At 69.3% G+C, this 2,778-nt stretch carries 3 protein-coding genes; all 3 read right to left on the bottom strand.

Annotated features, from left to right (window positions below; translation table 11 throughout):
- Positions 1–1,433: hypothetical protein (locus J7E68_RS09635; protein ID WP_215172057.1), on the bottom strand; the 1,433-nt coding region annotated here is incomplete at its 3' end.
- 4 nt (positions 1,434–1,437) lie between these two features.
- On the bottom strand, positions 1,438–2,436 hold the full coding sequence (locus J7E68_RS09630; protein ID WP_215172055.1) for a glycoside hydrolase family 130 protein: 999 nt from the start codon (positions 2,434–2,436) through the stop codon (positions 1,438–1,440).
- 15 nt (positions 2,437–2,451) lie between these two features.
- On the bottom strand, positions 2,452–2,778 hold a 327-nt coding region (locus tag J7E68_RS19760), incomplete at its 5' end, for an ABC transporter permease subunit (protein WP_251048839.1).

Raw genomic sequence — 2,778 nt, 5'->3', positions numbered from 1 at the left:
GCGTACGAGGACAGCCCGGTGATCGAGGTCGCGCTCCGTGCGATGTCGCGGTTCGCGTCGAGCAGCAGCATCGTGAGCAGCCCGTGGATCGTGGATTCGGCTCCCGAGTTGCGGTTGACGCGACCGTCGGTCTCGACCCCGTCGAACGTCACACCCGTGGCGGGATCGTAGACGGGGATGCCGGCGGTGTTCGCTCCGAAGAACCAGCCGGCTGCGAGCCCTGCGAGCACGCGCAGCCCTTCGCCACCGACCGCGGCAGCCTGCACGGAGCCTGCGACACGCCCGTGCGCACCGTAGGCGATCTGCGCCTCGGCGGGCAGCGGCGCCCACGCATTGTGCGGACCCCCTGACGCGAGCACCTGCGGCGTGAACGTTCCGGCATCCGCCACGGCTGCCGCCTTCCACTCGCGTCGCCGCAGCACCGCACCGGCACGGGCGAGCGCCTCGGGAGCGGCCGCACCCCAGGCGTGCCAGAAGCCCAGCGACCCCGTCCACGGCAGGACGGCGCCGAACGGCCAGCCCTTCGCCGGGTCGCTCGCCATCGCGGCGACCCCTTCGCCATACGTCTGCAGGGCCTGCCGGCTTCTCGCGTCACCCGCTTCGGTCGCCGCGGCGAGTCCGAGCATCGCCTCGGCCGTGGCATCCGCGCCGCCGGCGATCAACCATGCGGGCAGTCGTCGACCGTCGCTGCGCACCCACTGACCGGCGCGCGAGAGCGACTCGCGAGAGAGGGCGTCGAGACACAGATGCAGCCGCTCGAGTAGGAACGCCGCGAACGCGCGGTCCTCGCGCCGGAACGCCGCATACCCTTCGCCGAACGCCCACACCGTGCGCGCGAGCCAGTACGACTCGGCGGAATCCGAAGGGTCGGGCAGCTCGATCGGGATCGCGCTCGGGTTCAGCGTGCCGTCTTCCTGCTGCCACAGCACCACACGGCCCGCATTCGAGCCGCTCGTCGTCTGCAGGAAGGCGAGAGAGCGCAGCACGTCGCGCGCCTCGTCGCGGCTCTGGGTGTCGCCGGTCGCCTTCCAGTCGCGAAGGAACACGATGGCTGCGCGAGCGATGTCATCCGCGTTGTAGGCGCCCTGCGTCCAGTACCCGGTCGTCGCGTCTTTCGTGCCGCCTCCCACCGGTCGGTATCCGCCCGCGCCGTCGGTGTCGGCGTAGGTCCACGGCGCGAGTACCCGGGGCGACGCGTCGATGCCGAACGTCGTGTGCGTCGCGCTCGCGACCACCGGCACCTCGGCGAGCAGGAATCGCAGATGCGTGAGGTTCGTCAGCCGGGCGCCGCGACCGGCGCCGGCGGGCAGAGAGCCGAGGGGCAGGCGAGATGCGGATGCCGAGGCCTGGGCACCGGCCTGTTCGAGGGGCAGCAGTGCCAGCGCCGAGGTGGCGGCAGCCGCGCTCAGGAAGGTCCGTCGGGAGATGGCCATGGTCTCATTCCTCGCTCGCGCTCGAGTCGGCGCCGTCTCGCAGCGCCCGACCCCACGGCTTCGCGGGATCGTGGATGGCGACGGCCAGCGTCGTGTCGGACTGCCCGTAGTACGCGAACCATCTGTCCTGGAACTTCACGAGTCCTTCGACGAAGGTCACGTTCGACACCAGACCGTGCATGTCCTCGAAGGTCTGAGGCCGCAGCCACGGCTCCTGCAGGCGCGCGATGACCTTCGTCGGCTCATCGGGGTCGATCGCGATCTGCCCGCAGCGGTAGTCGACGTCGACCGAGCCGTCGTCGTGCACGACCCGGGTCGCCCCGTTCGTGAGGAACACGAGAAGGCCGTTGTCGGCGAGCACGGGCGAGGTGCCGATCTCGACGAGCGCCTCATCCCAGGTGCCGGGAGTCGGCGAGTACATCGGCTCGGTGTCGGGGGTGCCCGGCGTCCAGTGGATGAGGTCGTCGCTGGTCGCCCAGTAGATCGCGCCCTCACCGAAGTACATCCACCATTTGCCGTGCATCATCGTGGGCACGATGACCCCGGCCTTCGACCAGTTGAATCCGCGTGGGTCCATGGTCTTGAACGTGTCGAAGTCATCGAACAGCGGGCCGTGCTTGGTCCAGGTGCGCAGGTCGGTCGAGGTGGCGAGACACAGCTGGGCGCTCCGCCGATCCCACCCCGTGTAGGTCAGGTAGTACGTGCCGTCGATCAGCGCGATGCGCGGATCCTCGCAGCCGAAGGTCTCGTAGTCCTCGGAGGGCGAGAGGATCGGTGCGTCTTCGCGGGTGAAGTTCACGCCGTCGCTCGACCGCGCGATGCCGATGTGAGAGACGATGTCGTCGGCGTGCGCGCGGTAGAGCAGCACGACCTCGTCTCCGTCGACGATCGCGGCCGGGTTGTAGAGGTTGGCCGACTCCCAGCTGTCGCCCTTCGGGCGCAGGATCGGGTTGCCCTCGTACGGGGTGAACGGGCCGAGAGGGAAGGTGGCTCCGGAGAACATGGGGTGCCTTTCTGGCTAGCCTTTGACGGCCGCGCCGAGGTCGGTGGCTCGGAAGAACCGCTGGAAGACGATGAACAGGATGACGACGGGGAAGGCCAGCGCGGTGGCACCGGCGAGGATCGCCCCGTTCGGGTTCGCCGTCGACTGGGCGACATTGGAGATGTAGTTCGCGAGAGACACGGCGAGCGGCTGCAGCGACGCGTCCTTCGTGATGAGGAAGGGCCAGAGGAACTCGTTCCACGGGCCGATGAAGGTGACGAGCACGACGGTCACGAGCACCGGCTTGATCAGAGGGATCGCGACGGATGTCAGCAGTCTGATCTCGCCCGCGCCGTCGATGCG

This window comes from Microbacterium sp. ISL-103, from assembly GCF_018613995.1.
Classification (GTDB): Bacteria; Actinomycetota; Actinomycetes; order Actinomycetales; family Microbacteriaceae; genus Microbacterium.
Note: the sequence above shows the minus strand (reverse complement) of the source record. Positions and strands in the feature narration are given on the sequence as shown.